Genomic DNA, 16,528 nt, shown 5'->3' with positions numbered 1-16,528 from the left:
CTTTCCGGCCCATCCCGCCCATTCCACCGGGCGCGACGGGCCGTGCTTTTTTAGGGACTCAGCCGGCCCGGGCGAGGGCGGCGTCCAAGTCCACCTCATCCACGTGGTCGGCGCTCATGTGCGCTTCGGCGTATTCGCGGAACACCCCGGACTGCAGGAACAGCGCGAACAGATCCGGGTCGATGTGCCCCTCGTCGCGCATCCGGGACATGATGGCGATGGCCTCCGACAGGGTCTTGCCCTTCTTGTAGGGCCGGTCGGCGGCGGTGAGGGCCTCGAAGATGTCGGCGATCGCCATCATCCGCGCCACCGGGCTCATCTCGCCGCCGGTGAGCCCGCGCGGGTAGCCCGTGCCGTCCATCTTCTCGTGGTGGCCGCCGGCGATCTCGGGCACCGCCCGCAGGTGCCGCGGGAAAGGCAGCGCGTCGAGCATCCGGATGGTCTGCACGATGTGTTCGTTGATGGTGTAGCGGTCTTCGTCGGTGAGGGTGCCGCGGCCCACCGACAGGTTGGCGAGTTCCCCGTGGTTGTGGCGCAGGGCCGGCACATTGAGGCGGAAACCCCAGCGGTTGTCCGGGGCGATCCGGTCATCCGGCCCGCGGGCCTGGCGGTGCTCCGGCTTGTCGGCGAGTAGCGTCTCGACGGCCGGCAGCGGCTGTCCCTGGCCAAGGCGCCGGCGTTCCTCTTCCGACAGCCCGAGGCGGTCGTCCAGCGTACGCAGCCAGGTCTGCCCGCCGATCTGGCGCAGGCGCTCCACGTCGGTCGCCGCCATCGCCTCGCCGCCCACGTTGCAGGCGGCCACGAAGGCGAAGTCGGCGTCGAGCCGGGCGTGGGCCCGCGCCAGCTCCGTGCGGGCCTCGGCGGGGTCGGCGCCCGCGGCGATGGCCTGCAGGCAGGCGATCTCGGCGTCGCGCTTCTTCACCTCGAAACGCATCCGGATCTCGTGGATGCGGTTGTAGCGCAGCTCCAGCTTGGTGGCCTTGTCGACGATGCTCTCGGGCGTCGCCACCTTGCCGCAGTCGTGCAGCCACGCGGCGATGTGCACGGCCTCCCAGTCGTCGTCGCCCAGCTGGAAATCCTTGAACGGCCCGTCGGTGGCGTCGCACGCGGCGCGGGCGAGCATCTTGGTGAGCACCGGCACCCGGGCGCAGTGGCCGCCGGTGTAGGGGCTCTTGGCGTCGATGGCGCCGGCGAGCATCTGGATGAATGATTCGAACAGGCGCTTCTGGGCACGGATCAGCGCCTGGGTCTCGACCGACAGCGCCGCCGCCCCCGACAGCGCCTCGACGAAATGCACCAGATCCCGCTGGGGCTCGGCGTCGAACCACAGCACCAGCAGGCCGATGCGGGTCTGGTCGCGGGCAAGGAGCGGCACCGCCAGATAGGCGAGGCGCGTGGTCTCGAGCGCCTCGGCGAGCCCCGCGCAGCTACGCCCGACGCCATCGGCGCCCACATCGACGCTGCCCACGCCGGAACGCGCCGCCGACGCCACCAGCCCGGCCATCGCGGCCCCGTCCGGCGCAGCGTCCCGCGGCAGGTTGGTGTCCCCCGCCCGGCGCAGCGAGGCGAGTTCGAGCGCGGCACCGTCGTCGTCGGCAAGATAAAGCACGCCGGCCCGGGCGCCGGTCACCGCTACGGTCTCGTCCACCAGCCGGGGCAGCAGGCGGTCGAAGTTCGACTCCCGTGCCATGGTCGCCGAGATGTCGAGGAAGTGGCGGACCGCCCCTTTCATCGAGGCCAGATCGGCGGCCAGGTCGTCCACCTCGCGCACCACCGAGCGGGTCGCCACGTCGGCGGTGAAGTCGAAGCTGCGGATCGCTGCGGTTTCGTCGGCCAGCGCGCGGATCGGCCGTGACACCAGCCTGGCGGTGAGATAGGTGAGGGGCAGCGTGGCCAGCATCACCAGCAGGGTTGCCAGCAGCGCGCGGTTACGCACCTGGCGGGCGTCGGTGAGGAGCTCGTCGTCGGGGATCATCACGCCGAGGCGCATCGGCCGCCCGCCCTGCACCGGCAGCCGGGCCACCGCTCCGTGCCAGCGCTGGCCGGCGGTGCTGAAGGCGGTGAGCGGCAGCTCGCCCTCGCCGCCCGGCGCGGCGGCCAGGGCCGCCAGCTGGCCGTCGCCCAGATCGGACACCCGCGGCCGCTCGCCCTCCGCCCCGGGCCGAGCCTCGGGCAGCCAGCCAGATTCGGAATAGGCCACCACCCGCTGCCCGTCGTCGAACAGCACGAGGCGCGAACCCGGCGTGATGCGCTGGCGGCGCAGGGTTTCGTCCAGCGTGGTGAGGCGGATGTCGGCGCCCACCACCGCGCCGCTGCCGGCCACCCGGTTCGCCACCGTCACGCCCAGCCGGCGGGTCGAGGCGAACAGGTAGGGCGCGGTCTGCACCGGCTCGCCGTGGCGCAGGGCTTCGGCGTACCAGCTGCGCTGGCGCGGGTCGTAACCGCGCGGGTAGTCGGGCCGCAGCACGTTGCGCAGCTCGTTCAGGTCGGCATCGAGGTAGATGAAACGCCCCTCGTCGCCATCGATGCTCTGGATGAGATAGGCGGCCCCCGGCGGCGCGTCCACCAGCTTCCGGTCGCCGTCGTCGGCAAGGCGCAGCAGCATGAAGAAATCGCCGTCCCCGTAGCCCACGTAGAAGGCCGTCACCGACGGCGAGGCGATCAGCGCCTCACGCAGGCTCGCCAGCCCCTGGCGGCGCTCGGCGAGGGTTGTCGCCCGGGCCAAGGGTTGCAGGCCCAGCAGGCGCACCGTGGTGCCCACCGGGCTCAGGAGGATCTCGGTCTCGACCACCGTCTGGCGGGAGATACGCACCAGCAGATCGCCCGCCGCCCGCTCCAGCATGTGGGCGCTGCGCGAGTACGACACCCACGCGATGCTCGCCCCCACAGCCAGCACCAGCAGGAAGAACAGGGTCGAGATGTGGACGTGGAGCGGGAAACGGAAACGGCGCGCCACGGAGCTGGATTTGCGGTGGTTCCCCATGGCGGCCTTTGTGTTTATTGGCCGGCCACGGCGCGGCGGTATTCGCCCGGCCGGGCGCCGGTCCATTTCTTGAACGCCCGGTGGAAGGCGCTGGCTTCGGCAAAGCCCAGGTCATGGGCGATGTCGAGCACGGATTTTTCGGAGTGGCACAGCTGGCTGATGGCCAGATCGCGGCGCAGGTCGTCCTTGATCGACTGGTACGACTGCCCCTCGTCGATCAGGTGCCGGCGCAGGGTGGATACCGAGCTGTGGAGCTGCTGAGCGAGGGTCTCGAAATCCGGCCAGGTGTCGGGCGGGATGTGCCGCAGCTGGCGCCGGATGCGCGCCACCAGGCCGTCGCTGTTGCGGTACTTAACCAGAAAGTTGGCTGGCGCGCTACGCAGGAACACCTTCATCGTGCGCTCGTTCTGGACGTTGGCCATGTCGAGGTATTCGGCCGGAAAGCTGATCGCCGTCTCTGCCTCGCCGAAGCGCAGGTCGGGCGAGAACAGCACCCGCCATTCGGCGCTGAAATCCGGCTCGGCGCAGCGAAAACTGGCGTGATCGAGGGTGATGCGCCGCCCGATGAGCCAGCACGCCAGCCCGTGGAGGATGATCAGGAAGGTGCCGTAGGCAAACGCCCGCCGCGGCCCGGGCAGGCGCTCGGCGAGCACCACCCGGGCGGTGTCGCCGTCGCGCTCCAGCACGCCCTCGAAATCGTCCAGCACCAGCCGGAAGAAACGCAGCGCCCGGCGCAGGGCGCGCTCCAGGGTGTCGCAGTGGATCACGCTGTGGCACAGCAGGGTGAAGCTGCCGGCCTTCATGGGGTGGGAATCCATCCCGAAGAACTCGTCGTCCAGCGCCTCGGCGATCAGGTGCCACAGCAGGCCGTAATGCACCGACGACACCCGCGCCTGGGGCGCGTCGAGGAGCTCCGGCGAGATGCCCGCCTGGTCAAGCAGGCTGCCTGCATCCAGCCCCTTTTCGCGCACCCCGGCCAGCGCCTCCAGCACGAAGGCGATGGAAATGGTGCCCTTGTCGGAAGTGGGTGCACGCATCAAAGGCCGGAAGACGAAAAAGGGTGAGAATGAGCGGGATGACAGGCGCAACGGCGCGCCTGTTTGCTGCTCTGCAATGTGGCAAATTCTACCATTCACATTGATCGATTTCGGCATGGAAGCCGGCCCCGCTTGTGCCTAGAGTTCACGGCCATTGCGGAGCGTGCCCGCCATCCGGGCAGGGCCTTCCGTCCGATCAAAAAACACAACAGAAACAGGAGCGATTCATGGAGATCAAGGACAACGTTTTCGTGGTGACCGGCGGTGGTTCCGGCCTGGGTGCCGCAACCGCAAAGATGATCGTCGCCGCCGGCGGCAAGGTCGTGCTGGCCGACGTGAACAAGGAAGCCGGCGACGCCCTCGCCACCGAGCTGGGCGCCAATGCCCGCTTCGTGGCCACCGACGTGACCGATGAAGCCAGCGCCAAGGCCTGTTTCGCCGTTGCCGTCGAGCTCGGCACCCTGCGCGGTCTGGTCAACTGTGCCGGCATCGCCCCGGCCGAGAAGGTCGTCGGCCGTGAAGGCCCGCACCGCCTCGAATCCTTTGCCCGCACCATCAACATCAACCTGGTCGGCAGCTTCAACATGATCCGCCTCGCCGCCGAGATCATGAGCAAGAACGAACCCAACGCCGGCGGCGAGCGCGGCGTGATCGTGTCCACCGCCTCCGTCGCGGCCTTCGACGGCCAGCTCGGCCAGGCCGGCTACGCGGCCTCCAAGGGCGGCGTGGTTGCCATGACCCTGCCGATCGCCCGCGAACTGTGCCGCTCCGGCATCCGCGTGATGACCATCGCCCCGGGCATCATGGAAACCCCGATGCTCCTCGGCATGCCCGCCGACGTGCAGGAAGCCCTCGGCAAGATGGTTCCCTTCCCCTCCCGCATGGGCAAGCCGGCCGAATACGCCGCGCTGGTCGAGCACATCTTCAGCAACGCCTACCTCAACGGCGAAGTGATCCGCCTCGACGGCGCGATCCGCATGGCAGCCAAATAAACCGGTAAGGAGTGAGGCGTGAGGAGTGAGGAGACCGCGCGTGACGCGCAGTGCCCCTCCCCGCACCTGACCTCGCCCGGCCGACGCCAGCGCACAGCCGCACAACCGCACAGCCCGGCCTCCTCACTCCTCTCGCCTGCCCCCTCACTGAACTTAAAAGGAATTCCGCATGAGCAACGCCAACGACCCGATCGTCATCGTCTCCGCCGCCCGCACCCCGATGGGTGGTTTCCAGGGTGACTTCTCCAGCCTCACCGCGCCCCAGCTGGGCGGCATCGCCATCAAGGCGGCCGTCGAGCGTGCCGGCGTGCCCACCGACGTGGTGCAGGAAGTCATCTTCGGCTGCGTGCTGCCCGCCGGCCTCGGCCAGGCCCCGGCCCGCCAGGCCACCCTCAACGCCGGCCTGCCCCTCACCGCCGGCTGCACCACCATCAACAAGGTGTGCGGCTCTGGCATGAAGGCCACCCTGCTGGCCCACGACCTGCTGGTTTCCGGCAGCGTCGAAGTCGTCGTCGCCGGCGGCATGGAATCCATGAGCAACGCCCCCTACATGCTGCCCAAGGCCCGCGGCGGCATGCGCCTCGGCCACGGCCAGGTGCTCGACCACATGTTCTTCGACGGCCTCGAGGACGGCTACAGCAAGGAAACCAAGGGCCGCCTGATGGGCACTTTCGCCGAAGACTGCGCCACCGCCTACGGCTTCACCCGTGAAGAGCAGGATGCCTGGGCGATCACCTCCACCACCCGCGCCCAGGCCGCCATCAAGGACGGCTCCTTCGAGTGGGAAATCACCCCCGTCACCGTGGCCGGCCGCAAGGGCGACGTCACCATCGCCTCCGACGAGCAGCCGCCCAAGGCCAACATCGACAAGATCGCCACCCTCAAGCCGGCTTTCAAGAAGGACGGCACCGTCACCCCGGCCAACTCCAGCTCCATCTCCGACGGCTCCGCCGCGCTGGTGCTGATGCGCGCCTCCACCGCCGAGAAGCTGGGCGCCAAGCCCATCGCGAAGATCGTCGGCCACACCAACCACGCCGGCCTGCCCGCCAACTTCCCGACCGCCCCGGTCGGCGCCATGCAGAAGCTGCTCGCCAAGACCGGCTGGACCGCCGGCGACGTGGATCTGTGGGAAATCAACGAAGCCTTCGCCGTCGTCACCATGGCCGCGATCCATGATCTGAAGCTGGATCACGCCAAGGTGAACATCCACGGCGGCGCCTGCGCCCTCGGCCACCCGATCGGCGCCTCCGGCGCGCGCATCATCGTCACCCTGCTCGGCGCCCTCAAGAAAACCGGCGGCAAGCGCGGCGTGGCCAGCCTGTGCATCGGCGGCGGCGAAGCCACGGCCCTGGCCGTGGAGATGCTGTAAGGCAGGCAGTCTTCCGGAACGTCGGGTTACGCCCTGCGGGCTAACCCGACCTACGGATCGCGGCGCCGAGCCGACCAGAAAAGGCTCGGTGCCTCGTCAAAGCCCGTCTGAACCGCCGAGCAGCGCAGCAACAGGCGGAGAAGTCCGGCGCAGCTGTCTGAGCCCGAAGGGCGAGTTTGCGACGTCGGCCGGCTGGCGCGAGCAGCGCAGAGGAGTCGTCCGCAACGCGGACGACCGGTGAAGCCGGGTCGCCTTCTTTGCCTACTTTCTTGGCGACACAAGAAAGTAGGTCGCCCGCCGGGGGCGAACTCCCCGGCCAACGTAACGCCCGGCAATGGAAAGCCGATCAGCCAAGGCACTCAGCCGCTGGGCGAACAACGCAACCCAGAATTCAAAGGACACCGCACCATGATCCTCACCCAAGAACAGGAAATGATCCGCGACTCCATGCGCGCCTTCGCCCAGGAGCGCCTGGCCCCCTTCGCTGCCGAATGGGATAAGCACCACACCTTCCCCGCCCAGGCCCTCAAGGAACTCGGCGAGCTGGGCGCGATGGGCATGTGCGTGCCCGAAGAGTGGGACGGCGCCGGCATGGACTACATGAGCCTGGTGCTGACGCTGGAAGAGATCGCCGCCGGTGATGGCGCCACCTCCACCATCGTGTCGGTGCAGAACTCCCTCGCCTGTGGCATCACGCAAAAATACGGCACCGACCAGCAGAAGGAAGAGTGGCTCAAGCCGCTCGCCCGCGGCGAGAAGCTCGGCTGCTTCTGCCTGACCGAGCCCCATACCGGCTCCGACGCCGGCGCCATCACCACCCGCGCCGACCGCGACGGCGACAGCTTCGTGCTCAACGGCGTCAAGCAGTTCATCACCACCGGCAAGCACGCCCACATGGCCATCGTCTTCGCCGTGACCGACAAGGCCGCCGGCAAGAAGGGCATCAGCTGCTTCCTCGTGCCCACCGCCACCCCAGGCTTCATCGTCGGCCGCACCGAAGAGAAGATGGGCCAGCACGCCTCCGACACCGTGCAGATCATCCTCGAGAACTGCCGCGTGCCCGCAAGCGCGCTGCTCGGCAAGGAAGGTGAAGGCTACAAGATCGCCCTGTCCAACCTCGAAGCCGGCCGCATCGGCATCGCCGCCCAGAGCATCGGCATGGCCCGCGCCGCGTTCGAAGCCGCCGTGCGCTACGCCAAGGAGCGCATCACCTTCGGCGTGCCGATCATCGAGCACCAGGCGGTCAACTTCAAGCTGGCCGACATGAACACCCTGCTCGACGCCGCCCGCCTGATGGTGTGGCGCGCCGCCCAGCTCAAGGACGCCGGCAAGCCCTGCCTGAAGGAAGCCTCGATGGCCAAGATGTTCGCCTCCGAAGCCGCCGAAAAGATCGCCTCCGACGCCATCCAGATCCACGGCGGCGTCGGCTACACCAGCGACTTCCCGGTCGAGCGCATCTACCGCGACGTGCGCATCTGCCAGATCTACGAAGGCGCCAACGACATCCAGCGGCTAGTCATCGGCCGCTCCATCGCCGCCGAGTAAAGGGCGCGCCGGGCTACTGCGCGGCCCGATCTTGCGATTCCGGTACTCGCCGTACTCAAGTACGGCTGCGTTCCTCGTCGCAACCTCAGGCCGCTCGCTACGCCCTTCGCACCCTTTACGACGCGAGGGTTGTCGGGGCGAACAAGCGTTCGCCCCCAAAGAAAAACCCCCGCCCCAAAACCTCTTCAAATCCCGAAGAGGCTCGGTGGCGCACCAAAGCCCGTCTGATCCGCCGAGCAGCGGAGAAGCGGGCGGGGCCTTCCGGCGCGGCTGTCTGAGCCGGCGCAACCGGCGAGTTCCGCGCCGGCCGCCCGCTTCGAGCAGCGCAGGGGAGTCATTCGCGCAGCGAATGACCGGTGAAGCCGGGTCGCCTTCTTTGCCTACTTTCTTGGCGAAGCAAGAAAGTAGGTCGCCCGCCGGGGGCGAACACCCCGGCCAACGGCGCGCCAAACAAGCACCGCCAGCCAAATCAAAACAAGAACAACAAAACCAAGGAGACAAAACCAATGGGCCCCCTCCACGGCATCAAAGTCGTCGAATTCGCCGCCCTCGGCCCCTGCCCCATGGCCGCGATGATCCTCGCCGACCTCGGCGCCGAAGTCGTGCGCATCGAACGCAAGCCCGCGCCGGGCGCAAAGCCGGCGTCCGACCTGTTTGATCCCAACATCGACATCCTCAACCGCTCCCGCCGCGTCGTCACGCTGGATCTCAAAAAGCCCGAAGGCCTCGCCGCCGCCCGCGAGCTGGTCGCCAGGGCCGACATCCTCGTCGAAGGCTACCGCCCCGGCGTGATGGAGCGCCTCGGCGTGGGGCCGGACGAGAGCCTCAACGCCAACCCGCGCCTCGTCTATGGCCGCATGACCGGCTGGGGCCAGACCGGCCCGCTCGCCCACACTGCCGGGCACGACATCAACTACCTGTCGCTCTCCGGCGCGCTGCACGCCATCGGCGAGCCCGGCGGCAAGCCGGTGGTGCCGCTCAATCTGGTGGCCGACTGCGGCGGCGGAGCGATGCTGCTGGTGGTCGGCGTGCTCGCAGCGCTCACCGAGGCGCGCAACTCCGGCAAGGGCCAGGTGGTGGACGCGGCGATGACCGACGGCTCGGCGCTCCTCATGACCATGATGTACACCCTCAAGGCCATGGGCCAGTGGGGGCAAACGCGGGGCAGCAACCTGCTCGACGGCGGTGCGCACTTCTACGACACCTACCGCTGTGCCGACGGCAAGTACGTCTCCATCGGCCCCATCGAGCCGCAGTTCTACGCGCTGTTCCTGCAGAAGGCCGGCATCGACGATCCGGACTTCAGCCAGCAGTGGGATCGCGCCCGCTGGCCCGAACTCAAGAGCCGCGTCGCCGAACATCTGGCAACCCGTACGCGCGACGAATGGTGCGCGGTGTTCGACGGCAGCGACGCCTGCGTGGCGCCCGTTCTGGACATGGACGAAGCGCCCGAACACCCGCACAATCGGGCTCGCGGCACCTTCATCGAGGTAGGCGGCGTCATTCAGCCGGCGCCGGCTCCCCGCTTCAGCCGCAGCCCTCCGGCATCGCCCCGCCCGCCCCAGGTTGGGGCCACGGGCGAGGACGTGCTGGCAGACTGGGGCTTCACCCCCGACGCCATCGACGGCCTGCGCCGTGCCGGGGCGATTTAACTAAAACACGCTTGGAGGACACATGGATTACCAGAACATCATCGTCGAGACCCGTGGCAAGGTCGGCTTCATCACCCTCAACCGCCCCAAGGCCCTCAACGCCCTCAACGACGCCCTCGTCGATGAGCTGGGTGTGGCGCTGGACGGCTTCGAGGCCGACGAGAACATCGGCTGCGTGGTCATCACCGGCTCCGAGAAGGCCTTCGCCGCCGGCGCCGACATCGGCATGATGGCCAAGTTCAGCTACATGGACGCCTACAAGGGCGATTACATCACCCGCAACTGGGAGCGCCTCAAGACCTTCCGCAAGCCGGTGATCGCCGCGGTGGCCGGCTTTGCCCTGGGTGGCGGCTGTGAGCTGGCGATGAGCTGCGACATGATCTTCGCTGCCGACACCGCCAAGTTCGGCCAGCCCGAAGTGAAGCTCGGCACCCTGCCCGGCGCCGGCGGCACCCAGCGCCTGCCCCGCGCCGTGGGCAAGGCCAAGGCCATGGACCTGTGCCTCACCGCCCGCATGATGGACGCCGCCGAAGCCGAGAAGGCGGGCCTCGTGGCCCGCGTGATCCCCGCCGACAAGCTGGTGGAAGAAGCCCTCGCCGCCGCCGCCACCATCGCCAGCTATTCCCTGCCCGTCATCATGATGATCAAGGAATCCATCAACCGCAGCTTCGAATCCGGCCTCAACGAAGGCCTGCTCTTCGAGCGCCGCGTGTTCCACTCCAGCTTCGCCCTCGACGACCAGAAGGAAGGCATGGCCGCCTTCGTCGAGAAGCGCAAGGCCGAGTTCAAGAACCAGTAATTCCGCGGTTCGCGCAGCACACGGGAAAGGGGCTTCGGCCCCTTTTCTGCGTTCACCGCCCCCTCAGTGCCCGAACACCCGCAGCCCCAGCAATCCCACCACCGCCAGCGCCAGCACCGCGGTGCTGCACTTCCAGAACAGCACCGGATCACGGTCGATCAGCGGGGTGGCGCGTTCGTTCTGGAACTGCGGGCCCGGCGCCTTCAGATCCTGCACGAACTCCGAGATCACCTCCTGGCGCTTGTCCGGCTGGGGGCTGAGGGCCTTGCCGAGCACCGCGTCCACCCACGCCGGCAGATCCGGGCGCAGATGACGCGCAGGCACGTAGCGCAGACGGCGCAGATCCGCCGGGCTGCGCACGCGGGTGGCCTCCAGCCCGTAGGGCAGCTGGCCGGTGAGGAGCTGGTAGGTGATCGCCGCCAGCGAGAACAGCTCGCTGCGCTGGCTGCCGCCTTTGCCCAGCAGGTATTCCGGCGCGGCGTATTGCAGGGTGCCGGGCACACCGGTGACGAGGGCGTCCCGGTGATATTCGGCCAGCCCTTCCACGTGGGCGTTGGCCAGGTCGATGAGCTTGACCGTGCCCTGGGCGTCGATCATCACGTTCTCGGGGCGCAGATCCTGGTGGAGCATCTCGCGCCGGTGCAGGGCCTGCAGGCCCTGGGCGATCTGCTCGACGATGCCGCGCACGCTCTCGAGGCTGGGCTTGGGGTTATCCACCCGCCACTGGGCGAGGGTCTGGCCGTCGATGAAGGCCATCGCCACGAAGAGGTGGCTGCGCGGGCGGTCGCCGGGCCAGGTCTTGACCACGTGGGGGCTGTCCACCCGGCGGGCGATCCATTCCTCCAGCACGAAGCGGTCGAGGTAATCCGCGTCCTGGCTCAGGTCCACCGACGGCGTCTTGATGACGTACTGCAGCCCGCTGGCCTGATCCACCGCCAGATGCAGGTGGCTGCGGGCACTCACCTGCAGCTCGCGCAGGATGGTGAAGCCCTCGAACTCCATCCGCGGCGCAAGCTGGGGCGGCATCGCCAGCCCCTCGCGACGTAGCTGCGGGTGGGGCGCGTCGCTCGCCGGCAGCGCGTCGATGCGCAGGAGCTGCAAGGTGGCGTCGTCGGTGGAGCCGCGCCGGTGGGCGAGGCTCACCAGATCGGAGGCGGCGGCATCCAGATCATCCGGATGGCGGCCGAGGGCGGCGTGGATGTCGTCGGCCTGCAGGTGGGTGTAGGCGCCGTCGGTGGCGAGCAGGTACACCTCGCCCACCTCGGCCGCCCAGCCCCGGTAGTCGATCTCCACATGGGGCCCGACGCCCAGCGCCCGCCCCAGATACGACTCGGTGGACGACATGCGCACCCGGTGATCCTCGGTGAGCTGCTCCAGCGCCTGGGGGTGCAGCCGGTAGATGCGCGAATCGCCCACGTGGAGCAGGTGCAGGTCGCGCCCCTTGAGGATCAGCGCGCAGAAGGTGCACACGAAGCCCCGATCCTTCTCGAAGCGCCCGTCGCCACCCATCGTCTGGGAATGCAGCCACGAGTTGGTGGCGGAGAGCACCCGCTCGGCCGCCCGGCGCACCGACCACGCCTCGGACGTGGCGTAGTAATCCTCGAGAAACGAGCCCACCGCCGTCTGGCTGGCGAGCTGGCTCACCGCGCTCGAGCTGATGCCATCGGCAATCGCCAGCGCGATGCCTTTGCTGGCGAGCTGGTGCCCCTTGGGCAGCAGGGCGCCGTGGAAATCCTGGTTGACGTCGTGAGCCCCGGCCAGGGATGCCTGGCCGAGGCTCACCCGCAGATTGCCGCTGGCCACGCTCAGGCGGCGCGACGCTTGGGCGCGGTCTTGTAGTGGGTGGAATACAGGGTGGCGCCCACAAAGGTCAGGCCGCCGACGAGGTTGCCCAGCACGGTGGGGATCTCGTTCCAGATCATGTAGTCCATGAAGGTGAAGTTGCCACCCAGCATCAGGCCCGACGGGAAGAGGTACATGTTCACGATGCTGTGCTCGAAGCCCATGTAGAAGAACACCAGGATCGGCATCCACATGGCGATGACCTTGCCCGACACGCTGGTGGACATCATCGCGGCCACCACGCCGGTGGACACCATCCAGTTGCACATCACGGCGCGGATGAACAGGGTGAGCATGCCGGCGGCGCCGTGGGCGGCGTAGCCCACCGTGCGGCCTTCGCCGATGTGGCCGATCTTCACCCCGACGGCGTTGGGCGCCTCGGAGAAGCCGTTGGTGAAGATGATGGCCATGAACACCGCCACCGTGAGCGCACCGGCGAAGTTGCCGGTGAACACCAGCCCCCAGTTGCGCATCACGCCGCCCCAGGTGGCGCCGGCGCGCTTGTCGAGCACCGCCAGCGGCGCGAGGGTGAACACCCCGGTCAGCAGATCGAAGCCCAGCAGGTAGAGCATGCAGAAGCCCACCGGAAACAGCAGCGCGCCGATCAGCGGGTTGGCGGTATTCACCGATACGGTGACCGCGAAGGCGGCAGCAAGGGCCAGGATGGCGCCGGCCATGTAGGCGCGGATCAGGGTGTCGCGGGTGGACATGAGCAGCTTGGATTCACCGGCGTCCACCATCTTGGTGACGAATTCGGCAGGAGCGAGGTAGGCCATGTTGGTTTCCTTCGTGGTGGCCGGCAGGCTCGATCGCGCGGTGGCCGCGCGTCGGGCATTGTTGTGTGCCGGCGGGTTGATTCAGGCGATGTTGTTGCGTTGCGCTCTTCCTGCAGGTCGGACTTCAGTCCGACACCACAGGAGGAGGCAGGGGATGTCGGACTGAAGTCCGACCTACAGATCAGGCCAGCGCCACCTGCACGCGGCCGTCCTCGATGCGCACCGTGTGGGCGCGCACCGAATACTCCGGCGCTTCCAGGCACACGCCGTCGGCGAGGTCGAAGTGGTTCTTGTAGAGCGGCGAGGCGACCACCACGTGATCCCCCAGGTTGCCCACCAGCCCCCGGGAGAGGACGCTGGCGCCGGATTTCGGGTCCACGTTGTCGATGGCGTAGAACTGCGTCTCGCCGACGCGGAAGACCGCCACGTGGCGCCCGCTCACCAGCGCGCTGACGCCGGTGTTGGGCAGGATGTCGTCCACCGGGCACACGGTGGTCCATTCAAGGGGTGCGATGCTCATGGCGGGCTCCTCAGGCGGTTTCGGCAAGTTCGGCGGAATCGGCAGCGCGGCGCTCGTCAGGGCGGGCCGGGCGGATCTGCCCGCGCTCCTCCACGAAGACGATGTGCTCGTCGGCCTTGTCGCTATTCACGAAGGTGCGGAAGCGCTTGCGCACGTCCGGGTTGGTGACGGCGGTCTTCCATTCGCACTGGTAGGTATCCACCACGTGCTGCATCTGGGCTTCCAGCTCGGCGGCGAGGCCCAGGCTGTCGTTCACCACCACGTCCTTCAGGTAGTCGAGGCCACCTTCCAGGTTGTCGCGCCAGGTGCTGGTGCGCTGCAGGCGGTCGGCGGTGCGCACGTAGAACATCAGGAAGCGGTCGATCAGCTGGACGAGCTTCTCCTTGGTCAGGTCGGCCGCGATCAGCTCGGCGTGGCGCGGCTTCATGCCGCCGTTGCCGCACACGTAGAGGTTCCAGCCCTTGTCGGTGGCGATGATGCCCACGTCCTTGCCCTGGGCTTCGGCGCACTCGCGGGTGCAGCCCGATACGCCGAACTTGATCTTGTGGGGCGCGCGCAGGCCCTTGTAGCGGTTCTCCAGCTCGACCGCGAGGCCGACGCTGTCATCCACCCCGTAGCGGCACCAGGTGGAACCCACACAGCTCTTCACGGTGCGCAGGCTCTTGCCGTAGGCGTGGCCGGATTCGAAGCCGGCGGCGATCAGCTCTTCCCAGATCAGCGGCAGCTGCTCGACGCGGGCACCGAACAGATCGACCCGCTGGCCGCCCGTCACCTTGGTGTAGAGGCCGTACTTCTTGGCCACCTGGCCCACGGCGATCAGGCCGTCCGGGGTCACTTCGCCACCCGGCATGCGCGGCACCACCGAGTAGGTGCCGTCCTTCTGGATGTTGCCGAGGAAGTAGTCGTTGCTGTCCTGCAGGCTGGCCAGATCCTTCTTCAGCACGAACTCGTTCCAGCACGAGGCGAAGATGCTCGCCGCGGTGGGCTTGCAGATGTCGCAGCCGAGGCCCTTGCCGTGCTTGGCGATGAGCTCGTCGAAGCTCTTGATCTCGCCCACCTTGATGAGGTGGAAGAGCTCCTGGCGCGAATACGGGAAGTGTTCGCACAGGTGGTTGTTCACCGCCATGCCCAGGCGCGCCATCTCGGCCTTCATCACCTGGGTGACCAGCGGCACGCAGCCGCCGCAGGTGGCGCCGGCCTTGGTGCAGGCCTTCATGGCGCCGATGTCGGAAACGCCATCCGCCACCGCCGCGCAGATCTGGCCCTTGGTGACGTTGTTGCACGAGCAGATCTGGGCGCTGTCGGGCAGGGCATCCACGCCCAGGCCCGGCTTGGCCTTGCCGTCGCTGGACGGGAGAATCAGAAACTCCGGGTCGGCGGGCAGCGCGATGCCGTTCAGCGCCATCTGCAGCAGGGTGCCGTATTCGTCGGCGTTGCCCACCAGCACGGCGCCGATCAGGCGCTTGCCGTCCTCGCTCACCACGATCTTCTTGTAGACCTGCTTCACCTCGTCCATGTAGCGGAAGCTGCGGCAGTTGGGCGTGCGGCCCTGGGCATCGCCGATGCTCGCCACATCCACGCCCATCAGCTTGAGCTTGGTGCTCATGTCGGCGCCGGCAAAATCGCCGCCGGGCTGGCCGGCGATGTGCCGCGCGACCACGCGGGCCATGTCGTAGCCGGGGGCCACCAGGCCATACACCATGTCCTTCCACGCCGCGCATTCGCCGATGGCGTAGATGTCCGGGTCGCTGGTGCCGCAGTGGTCATTCACCGCCACGCCGCCGCGGGCGCCCACCGCCAGGGCGTTCTGGCGGGCCAGTTCGTCCCGCGGGCGGATGCCGGCGGAGAACACGATCATGTCGGTCTCGAGATAGGAGCCGTCGGCAAACACCATGCGATGCCGGGCGCGGGCGCCATCGGTGATCTCCACGGTGTTGCGGTTGGTGTGCACCTTCACGCCCAGCGCTTCGATCTTGCTGCGCAGGATGCGGCCGCCGTCGTCATCCACCTGCACCGCCATCAGGCGCGGGGCGAACTCCACCACGTGGGTCTCGAGGCCCAGATCCCGCAGCGCCTTGGCGCATTCAAGGCCGAGCAGGCCGCCGCCCACCACCACGCCGGTCTTCGAGCGGGCGCCGCATTCGGTCATCGCCTCCAGATCCTCGATGGTGCGATAGACGAAGCAGTCGGCCCGGTCATTGCCCTTCACGGGGGGCACGAAGGGCGTGGAGCCGGTGGCCAGCACCAGCTTGTCGTAGGCCAGCACCTCGCCTTCGGCGGTGGTCACCGTCTTGTTGCGGCGATCGATGGCCGTGGCACGGGTGTTGAGGCGCAGCGCAAAGCCGGTCTTGTCGAAGAAGCCCGGCTCGACCAGCGAGAGGTCGTCGGCCGTCTTGCCAGCAAAGAATTCGGAGAGATGAACCCGGTCGTAGGCGGCGCGAGGCTCTTCGCACAGCACGGTGACTTCGGTAGGGGCGGCTGCGAGCGACTGAAGTTCTTCGAGGAACTTGTGGCCCACCATGCCGTGGCCGACAACAATGATTTTCATGATGAATCCTGCACGTCCTGGCTCCTGCCGGGACATTCAGGACATCCTTGCCAGTGCTCGGGAAACGAGCGGCGCAGACATCATGGCCCCCGCGGAACGCGGATCAAAGTCGGGTTGGAACAACGAGGTTGCAGACGCACACGCGCCCCACTCTCTCGGGTCCCGCCGTCGTTGGCGGAGGCAATACCGCCCGCGACGACACTGCCAGCGGGCAATGACTACTCAGCAGGTATCGTGCCAGGCGGTTTTTCGCGGAAAACCAGGGGTTCGAGGGCCGAAAACAGCCCTACTGCGGTGCAGCAAGCCCCGGATTGGTGCATGAAACCAGCGCGCCCCCCTGTAGGTCAATGAGATGGACTCCTCCCTCCTGAAACGGCTTCGATGAGCCAGACTGGGAAGTGTCACCCCCGGTCAATCAGAAAGAAGGAGTCCGCCATGAAGATTACGCGTATCGGCCTTGATCTG

General features: G+C 67.9%; 11 protein-coding genes. 5 read left to right on the top strand and 6 right to left on the bottom strand.

The window, feature by feature from the left end:
• Positions 1–58: 58 nt before the first annotated feature.
• On the bottom strand, positions 59–2,956 hold the full coding sequence (locus GH681_RS16950; RefSeq protein WP_153162720.1) for an HD domain-containing phosphohydrolase: 2,898 nt from the start codon (positions 2,954–2,956) through the stop codon (positions 59–61).
• A 41-nt stretch (positions 2,957–2,997) separates the two neighbouring features.
• Positions 2,998–4,020 carry an AraC family transcriptional regulator gene (locus GH681_RS16945; protein WP_153162719.1) on the bottom strand — a complete coding sequence of 341 codons (1,023 nt, stop codon included), beginning with the start codon at positions 4,018–4,020 and terminating at the stop codon, positions 2,998–3,000.
• 227 nt (positions 4,021–4,247) lie between these two features.
• Between GH681_RS16945 and GH681_RS16940 the strand changes: the two genes are divergently transcribed.
• The 5 genes from GH681_RS16940 to GH681_RS16920 all read left to right on the top strand — a co-directional run bounded on the left by GH681_RS16940 (position 4,248) and on the right by GH681_RS16920 (position 10,377).
• Positions 4,248–5,012, top strand: coding sequence for a 3-hydroxyacyl-CoA dehydrogenase (locus GH681_RS16940; protein WP_153162718.1), 765 nt, complete (start codon positions 4,248–4,250; stop codon positions 5,010–5,012).
• 169 nt (positions 5,013–5,181) lie between these two features.
• Complete coding sequence (locus GH681_RS16935; RefSeq protein WP_153162717.1) at positions 5,182–6,381, top strand: acetyl-CoA C-acetyltransferase; 1,200 nt, start codon at positions 5,182–5,184, stop codon at positions 6,379–6,381.
• A gap of 408 nt (positions 6,382–6,789) precedes the next feature.
• Entirely contained in the window at positions 6,790–7,926 is a 1,137-nt protein-coding gene (locus tag GH681_RS16930) for an acyl-CoA dehydrogenase (RefSeq protein WP_153162716.1), read from the top strand.
• A gap of 506 nt (positions 7,927–8,432) precedes the next feature.
• Positions 8,433–9,578 carry a CaiB/BaiF CoA-transferase family protein gene (locus GH681_RS16925; RefSeq protein WP_153162715.1) on the top strand — a complete coding sequence of 382 codons (1,146 nt, stop codon included), beginning with the start codon at positions 8,433–8,435 and terminating at the stop codon, positions 9,576–9,578.
• A 22-nt stretch (positions 9,579–9,600) separates the two neighbouring features.
• Positions 9,601–10,377: an enoyl-CoA hydratase gene (locus tag GH681_RS16920; protein ID WP_153162714.1), complete on the top strand. Its 777-nt coding sequence runs from the start codon at positions 9,601–9,603 to the stop codon at positions 10,375–10,377.
• A 63-nt stretch (positions 10,378–10,440) separates the two neighbouring features.
• On the opposite strand, the gene GH681_RS16915 is transcribed toward GH681_RS16920, so the two are convergent.
• The 4 genes from GH681_RS16915 to nirB form a co-directional block, all read right to left on the bottom strand.
• A complete protein-coding gene (locus GH681_RS16915; protein WP_228111951.1) occupies positions 10,441–12,180 on the bottom strand; it encodes a bifunctional protein-serine/threonine kinase/phosphatase in 1,740 nt (579 codons plus the stop codon).
• Between the two features lie 2 nt (positions 12,181–12,182).
• Positions 12,183–12,995, bottom strand: coding sequence for a formate/nitrite transporter family protein (locus GH681_RS16910; RefSeq protein WP_153162713.1), 813 nt, complete (start codon positions 12,993–12,995; stop codon positions 12,183–12,185).
• 181 nt (positions 12,996–13,176) lie between these two features.
• A complete protein-coding gene (gene nirD, locus GH681_RS16905) occupies positions 13,177–13,515 on the bottom strand; it encodes a nitrite reductase small subunit NirD (protein ID WP_153162712.1) in 339 nt (112 codons plus the stop codon).
• Between the two features lie 10 nt (positions 13,516–13,525).
• On the bottom strand, positions 13,526–16,063 hold the full coding sequence (gene nirB, locus GH681_RS16900; RefSeq protein WP_153162711.1) for a nitrite reductase large subunit NirB: 2,538 nt from the start codon (positions 16,061–16,063) through the stop codon (positions 13,526–13,528).
• Positions 16,064–16,528 lie beyond the last annotated feature (465 nt).

It is taken from the genome of Zoogloea sp. 1C4, from assembly GCF_009469605.1.
GTDB classification, from domain to species: domain Bacteria; phylum Pseudomonadota; class Gammaproteobacteria; order Burkholderiales; family Rhodocyclaceae; genus Zoogloea; species Zoogloea oryzae.
This window is presented reverse-complemented; position numbering and strand designations above follow the sequence as displayed.

Excerpts from the sequence above, each read along its gene's own strand:
- nirD (WP_153162712.1), bottom strand. The coding sequence starts at position 13,515 with ATGAGCATCGCACCCCTTGAATGGACCACCGTGTGCCCGGTGGACGAC.
- GH681_RS16925 (WP_153162715.1), top strand. The coding sequence starts at position 8,433 with ATGGGCCCCCTCCACGGCATCAAAGTCGTCGAATTCGCCGCCCTCGGC.
- GH681_RS16920 (WP_153162714.1), top strand. The coding sequence starts at position 9,601 with ATGGATTACCAGAACATCATCGTCGAGACCCGTGGCAAGGTCGGCTTC.
- GH681_RS16910 (WP_153162713.1), bottom strand. The coding sequence starts at position 12,995 with ATGGCCTACCTCGCTCCTGCCGAATTCGTCACCAAGATGGTGGACGCC.
- nirB (WP_153162711.1), bottom strand. The coding sequence starts at position 16,063 with ATGAAAATCATTGTTGTCGGCCACGGCATGGTGGGCCACAAGTTCCTC.
- GH681_RS16935 (WP_153162717.1), top strand. The coding sequence starts at position 5,182 with ATGAGCAACGCCAACGACCCGATCGTCATCGTCTCCGCCGCCCGCACC.
- GH681_RS16930 (WP_153162716.1), top strand. The coding sequence starts at position 6,790 with ATGATCCTCACCCAAGAACAGGAAATGATCCGCGACTCCATGCGCGCC.
- GH681_RS16940 (WP_153162718.1), top strand. The coding sequence starts at position 4,248 with ATGGAGATCAAGGACAACGTTTTCGTGGTGACCGGCGGTGGTTCCGGC.
- GH681_RS16945 (WP_153162719.1), bottom strand. The coding sequence starts at position 4,020 with ATGCGTGCACCCACTTCCGACAAGGGCACCATTTCCATCGCCTTCGTG.